The organism is Archangium sp. (assembly GCF_036388035.1).
In the GTDB taxonomy this organism is placed as follows: Bacteria; Myxococcota; Myxococcia; order Myxococcales; family Myxococcaceae; genus Archangium.
In genome coordinates this window covers 1-6,479 of sequence record NZ_DASVSO010000001.1, presented here as the reverse complement: position 1 = coordinate 6,479, position 6,479 = coordinate 1, and the positions used below count along the sequence as shown (strand labels likewise).

5 protein-coding genes are annotated in these 6,479 nt (G+C 68.5%); 1 reads left to right on the top strand and 4 read right to left on the bottom strand.

Translation table 11 applies throughout. The features are described from left to right. From VF697_RS00025 to VF697_RS00010, 4 genes are all read right to left on the bottom strand, one after another. A partial coding sequence (locus VF697_RS00025; RefSeq protein WP_331090967.1) for a HAMP domain-containing protein occupies positions 1 to 2,086 on the bottom strand: 2,086 nt, incomplete at its 3' end. Between the two features lie 103 nt (positions 2,087 to 2,189). Next, positions 2,190 to 4,484: a response regulator gene (locus VF697_RS00020; RefSeq protein WP_331090965.1), complete on the bottom strand. Its 2,295-nt coding sequence runs from the start codon at positions 4,482 to 4,484 to the stop codon at positions 2,190 to 2,192. A 224-nt stretch (positions 4,485 to 4,708) separates the two neighbouring features. Beyond that, a complete protein-coding gene (locus tag VF697_RS00015) occupies positions 4,709 to 5,077 on the bottom strand; it encodes a helix-turn-helix transcriptional regulator (RefSeq protein ID WP_331090964.1) in 369 nt (122 codons plus the stop codon). A gap of 128 nt (positions 5,078 to 5,205) precedes the next feature. Further along, entirely contained in the window at positions 5,206 to 5,577 is a 372-nt protein-coding gene (locus VF697_RS00010; RefSeq protein ID WP_331090962.1) for a DUF423 domain-containing protein, read from the bottom strand. Between the two features lie 123 nt (positions 5,578 to 5,700). On the opposite strand from VF697_RS00010, the gene VF697_RS00005 reads away from it, so the two are divergent. Then, complete coding sequence (locus VF697_RS00005; protein ID WP_331090960.1) at positions 5,701 to 6,327, top strand: SET domain-containing protein; 627 nt, start codon at positions 5,701 to 5,703, stop codon at positions 6,325 to 6,327. Positions 6,328 to 6,479 lie beyond the last annotated feature (152 nt).

The window sequence follows — 6,479 nt, the reverse complement described above, 5'->3', positions numbered from 1 at the left end:
TCAGCTCGAGGATCTCACCCTTCACGTCCACGGAGATCTTCTGGCCGAGGTCGCCGTTGGCGACCGCGGTGGCGACCTTGGCGATGTCACGCACCTGGTCGGTGAGGTTGCGCGCCATGAAGTTGACGTTGTCCGTGAGGTCCTTCCACGTGCCGCTGACGCCTTCCACCTGCGCCTGGCCGCCCAGCTTTCCTTCCGTACCGACTTCCTTGGCGACGCGAGTCACTTCGGAGGCGAACGAGGAGAGCTGATCCACCATCGTGTTGATGGTGTTCTTCAGGGCGAGGATCTCACCCTTCACATCCACGGTGATCTTCTTGGAGAGGTCACCCCGGGCGACGGCGGTGGTCACCTCGGCGATGTTACGAACCTGGCCCGTGAGGTTGCTGGCCATCTGGTTCACGTTGTCGGTGAGGTCCTTCCAGGTACCGGCGACGTCCTTCACCTGGGCCTGACCACCGAGCTTGCCCTCCGTACCCACTTCGCGAGCGACGCGCGTCACTTCCACGGAGAAGGTGTTGAGGTTGTCCACCATCTTGTTGATGGTGTTCTTCAGCTCGAGGATCTCACCCTTCACGTCCACGGAGATCTTCTGGCCGAGGTCGCCGTTGGCGACCGCGGTGGCGACCTTGGCGATGTCACGCACCTGAGCGGTGAGGCCGCTCGCCATGCTGTTCACGCTGTCCGTCAGGTCCTTCCAGGTGCCGCTGACGCCCTGCACCTGCGCCTGACCGCCCAGCTTTCCTTCGGTGCCCACCTCGCGGGCCACGCGGGTCACTTCCGAGGCGAAGGAGGAGAGCTGATCCACCATCGTGTTGATGGTGTTCTTCAGGGCGAGGATCTCACCCTTGACGTCCACGGTGACCTTCTTGGAGAGGTCGCCGCGGGCCACCGCCGTGGTGACGTCCGCGATGTCACGCACCTGGGCGGTGAGGTTGCTGGCCATCTGGTTCACGTTGTCCGTGAGGTCCTTCCAGGTGCCGGCCACATCCTTCACCTGGGCCTGGCCGCCGAGCTTTCCTTCCGTACCCACCTCGCGGGCGACGCGGGTCACCTCGCCAGAGAAGGTATTGAGGTTGTCCACCATCTTGTTGATGGTGTTCTTGAGCTCGAGGATTTCTCCTCTCACGTCCACGGTGACCTTCTGACCGAGGTCCCCGTTGGCCACCGCGGTCGCCACCTTGGCGATGTCGCGCACCTGGGCGGTGAGGCCGCTGGCCATGGAGTTCACGTTGTCCGTGAGGTCCTTCCACGTACCGGACACGCCCTTCACCTGGGCCTGACCGCCGAGCTTACCCTCGGTACCCACCTCGCGGGCCACGCGGGTCACTTCGCCGGAGAAGGTGTTGAGGTTGTCCACCATCGTGTTGATGGTCTGCTTCAGCTCGGCGATCTCACCGCGCACGTCCACGGTGATCTTCTTGGACAGGTCGCCGTTGGCCACGGCCGTGGTCACCTCGGCGATGTTACGCACCTGGCCGGTGAGGTTGTTGGCCATCAGGTTCACGCTGTCGGTGAGCTCCTTCCAGGTGCCCGACACGCCGCGCAGCACGGCCTGACCACCGAGCTTACCGTCCGTACCCACCTCGCGGGCGACGCGCGTCACTTCCGAGGCGAAGGAGGAGAGCTGGGCCACCGTGCTGTTGATGACCTGGGCGGTGCGGAGGAACTCGCCGCGCAGCGGGCGCCCGTCGAACTCGAGCGCCATGGTCTGGGAGAGGTCTCCCTTGGCCACCGCGCCGATGACGCGGGCCACCTCGGTGGTGGGCTGCGCCAGGTCGGTGATGAGCGAGTTCACCGCCTCCACGCACGACTGCCAGCCACCGGTCGCCGTGGCGAGGTTGATGCGCTGGGTGATGCGGCCCTCGACGCCCACCACCTGGCTGATGCGCTCGAACTCCTTGGTGAGCGCCTCGTTGAGGGTGATGACCTCGTTGAGCGTGTCGTAGATCTTCCCGGCGGTACCGGTCCGGTCCTCGGGCATGCGGACGGTGAAGTCGCCCTTGCGGACGGCCTGGAGCGTCTTGAGGAGGACCTTGCTATCGAGCGCGCTGTCGGACGGCGCCTTTTCGGACTGCGTGGCCATGGTGTGTTGCGTCTCCTGACTGCTGAGCGGCGAAACGGGCCCCGGCGGGGGCCGCCCGCCGTGACCGAGGGGGGAAATGCGGAGAGGGGAAAGGGGGGCGGCCTCAGGCCGTCGCTGTACAGAGCTTCTTCAAGACTTGGGACAGTTCATCCGAGGAGACCGGCTTGACGAGGTGCGCATCGAAGCCGGCCTCGAGCGCGCGTTTGCGGTCGTCGGGGTGGCCGTAGCCGGTGAGGGCCACGAGCCGGGTGTCGGCACCTCCGGCGGAGGCGCGCACCAGCTCCGCCACCTTGTAGCCATCCAGCTCCGGCAGGCCGATGTCCACCAGCGCCACCTGGGGCCGCTGGGAGAGCACCATGTTCACGGCGGAGCGCCCGTCGCCGGCCTCCTCGACCCGGTGGCCGTGGAGCTCGAGCAGGTCGCGCAGCGTCTCGCGGATGTCCGGGTTGTCCTCCACGAGGAGGATGTGGAGCGGTTGCAGCCGGGCGGAGGTGGCGGCGGCGGCCTTCACCATGGCCGGCAGCGCGAGCGCCGCGGGCACTTCGGGAGGCACGGGCAGGCGGACGGTGAACTCACTGCCCTTGGAGAGGCCCTCGCTGCGCGCGGACACGGTGCCGCCGTGCATCTCCACCAGGCTGCGCACCAGGGTGAGGCCCAGGCCGAGCCCGCCCTGGGCCCGGTCATTGCCCGGATCCACCTGGACGAAGAGATCGAAGACGCGGTGGAGCATGTCCGGCCGCAGGCCGATGCCGTTGTCGCGCACACCGAGGAGGAGCTCGTCGCCCTGGCGCTCGGCGTTCAACTGGATGCGGCCGCCGGGAGGCGTGTACTTGGCCGCGTTGTGCAACAGGTTGGCCACCACCTGCGTCATGCGGGTGGGGTCCACGTTGAGCATCACCGGCTCGGCCGGCAGGGAGATGCTGAGCTGGTGGTGGCGCTGGGCGATGATGGGCTCGCAGGCCTGGACGGCGCCCTCCACCAGCTCCGTCAGGGTCAGGGGGACGGGCTTGATCTCCACCTTGCCGCGGGTGATGCGGCTGACGTCCAGCAGGTCATCCACCAGCCGCGTCATGTGCGCCACCTGGCGGTCCGCGCTGGCGATGGCGCGCTGGATGACGTCGTCCTGCCACATGCGCATGCGGAAGACTTCGAGCGAGTGGCGCACGGGGGCCAGGGGGTTGCGCAGCTCGTGGGCCAGCATGGCGAGGAACTCGTCCTTGCGCCGGTCCGCGTCGCGCAGCGCGCCGATGAGCCGCTCGCGCTCCAGCGCCACCGCGACCTGATCGCACACGCCCTGGATGAGGGACAGCTCGTCCTCGGTGAAGACGCGCGGGGTGCGGGTGCCGAAGGCCAGCGTGCCCAGCACGCGCTCGTGGCTGAGCAGCGGGTAGCACGCGAGCGCGGCCAGCCCCAGCTCCGGCGCGGCATCCGGCAGGGGTCCGTTGGCGGCGGCGGCGCCGTCGAGCACCCACCGCTGGCGCTCGGAGATGACCCGGCCCGCCACGCCCTGGCCGGCCTCCAGGTGGTGGAGTCGCGAGAGCAGTCCGGCCGACAGGCCCGCGTGGGCGGTGAGCCCCAGCGCGCCCGTGCCCTCCTGGGCGAGGTAGCCCATGAAGACCTCGAGCCCCAGGTGCGCGGCGAGCTGGTGGTAGACGCTGTCGAGCAGGACGCGCACCTCGGTGCCCATGAGGAGGAGGCTGCCGGTGTCGGCCAGCAGCCGCAGGCGCGCGTTGCTCTCGTGCAGGGCCGTCTGGGCCTGCTCCTTCTCGCTCACCAGCCGCGCCAGCTCCTGGGCGCGCTGCTCGCGGGCCTCGGACACCTTGCGCTCGCGCTCCATCTCCTGCTGCAGCAGGGAGCGCTCGTAGTGCGCGCGCGCCTCGGCGAGCTGCCGCTCGTGCTCGCGGCTCTCGGCCTGACGCAGCAGCTCCGCCTGCCGGCGCACCTCCTCCGTCTTGCGGTGGAGGTCGAGGAACACGGCCACCTTCGTGCGGAGGATTTCCGGGACGATGGGCTTGAAAAGGTAGTCCACCGCACCCAACTCATAGCCGCGGGTGACATTCACCTCGCTGCGGTTGAAGGCGGTGATGAAGATGATGGGGATGTGCCGCGTGCGCTCACGCATGCGGATGAGGCTCGCGGTCTCGTAGCCGTCCATGCCCGGCATCTGCACGTCGAGCAGGATGAGGGCGAAGTCCCGGTCCAGCAGCAGACGCAGGGCCTCGTCACCCGAGGAGGCCGAGATGAGATTGGCCCCGAGGTCCTCCATCAGCACCTCCAGGGAACGGAGGTTGGCCGGGGTGTCATCAACGGCCAGCACGTCGACGCGGGAGAGCGCGGATTGGGGGGACATGGTGGTCGGGGCGACGGTGAGCGTGCGGGCGATCCGCGGATCAGACACCGCACTTCTTTACAGCTTTCTACCACCTCAACCCAGCGCGAACGGTGAACCCCCTGTCGGCTGACTGACGTCCAGGCAGCCAGCCGGGCCAGGGAGTGTTTCCCGGAAGACATCTGGAGGCTGGAAACGGGGGGTGAGATGTCCGCGAGCCGACACCTCACGCCGTTCCGCGTCAGAGGGGGGTTCACGGCCTCAGGAGCGCCAGTGGGAGCCGTGCCTACCGCTCAGTCCTCTTCGGAGACGAGTGACTGGAGCACGATGCGGAACAGTTTGAGTCTCTCGGGGGGCAGCTCGCACACGAGCATGGTGAGTCGTCGGAACTCCGGGGACGCCCCTGGCGCGGACATCGGGGGCTGTTCCAGGGGCGTGCCCTCCGCGGAGCGCAACGCGAGGAGCACATCGGCCGACACGCCCAGGGTGGTGCACAGGTCCCTCAGCTTGGGGATGCTGGGCAGCATGTCCCCGCGCTCGATGCGGCCATAGACCACCGGGACGAAACCCACCGCCCTGGCCACCTGCTCCTGGGTGAGCTCCAGGCGCATCCGGGCCCTGCGGAGCTCCACTCCCAGCCGGGGTTGCAACGTCTCGTTCATGAGGGGCACGTCGGCGAAAAAGCGGGAGGGGACTCCGACCTGCCGCGGCCGAGGCTCCCTCCCTGTCGGGTTACCCTACCTTATGGGGTGCTTCCCGGGATGCCAACCTGATTCGTGCCCTGCCCGGCTCAGCCCGTCTGCCGCCAGGCGGCGAGGGCGAACAGCAGCCAGCCGGCGAGGAAGCCGAGCCCCCCCAGCGGGGTGATGGCGCCCAGGACGCGCACGCCGGAGAGCGCCAGCGCGTACAGGCTGCCCGAGAAGAGGAGGATGCCGGCGACCATCGCCCAGCCCGCTCCGTTCAACAGTGGGCTGGGGCGGAGCTGCGAGAGCAGTCCAATCGCGATCAGCGCCAACGAGTGATACATGTGGTAGCGCGCGCCCGTTTCGAAGATGGTCAGGAGGTCCGGGGCGAGCCTTGCTCGCAGGGCGTGCGCGCCAAAAGCTCCCGCCGCTACAGACAGGAACGCGCTTGTCGCGCCGAGAATGAGCCACAGCCGCATCGTCGAGCGCCTTTCTTCATCCAGGGAGAGGTCCGACGGCGGCAAACTACCGCGCCTTCCCCGGCGCGTCTCTACTTCCTTCCGATGCCAGCTCCCACCACCAAGAAGCCCTCCTCCCGTAAGATGCCCACCCTCACGCCCCAGCCCTTCGAGCTGCGGCCCTCGTCCATCCAGGGGCGCGGCGCCTTCGCCACGCGTGCCATCCGCAAGGGCGCGCGCATCATCGAGTACGTCGGCGAGCGCATCTCCCAGGCCACGGCGGACGAGCGCTACGACGACACCACGATGAAGCGGCACCACACCTTCCTCTTCAACGTGGACGAGGACACGGTCATCGACGCGGCCCACGAGGGCAACGACGCGCGCTTCATCAACCACTCGTGCGACCCCAACTGCCAGGCCTTCATGGAGGGGGACCGCATCTACATCTACTCCCTGCGCGACATCGCCGTGGGCGAGGAGCTCAGCTACGACTACTCCTACGACCGCACCGAGGACATGGGCCCGGAGGAGGAGGCGCTCTACGTCTGCCGCTGTGGCACCGCGAAGTGCCGCGGCACCATCCTCGCGCCCCTGAAGACGGAGAAGGAGAAGGAGTCGAAGCCGGCTCGGAGCAAGCGCGAGTCGAAGCCCAAGGAGCCGGCGGCCCGCGAGCGCAAGGCCTCGGCGAAGACGGGCAAGGGCAAGTCCTCGACGACGTCCGGGCGGGGCGCGAAGACGCGCGGGGGCAAGCGCGCGGCCCGCGGCTGACGCGCCGCTTCACGGCTTCACTCCGTGGGCCCGAGTAGGGCGGGTGGGGCGCTCGGGCATGAAGGGTGGACAGCCCGGGTTGAAACGGGCACCGTCCCAGCCGCCTCGCTCCCCGGCTGTTCCTGGGGGGCGAGCGGTTGACTCGCACGGAG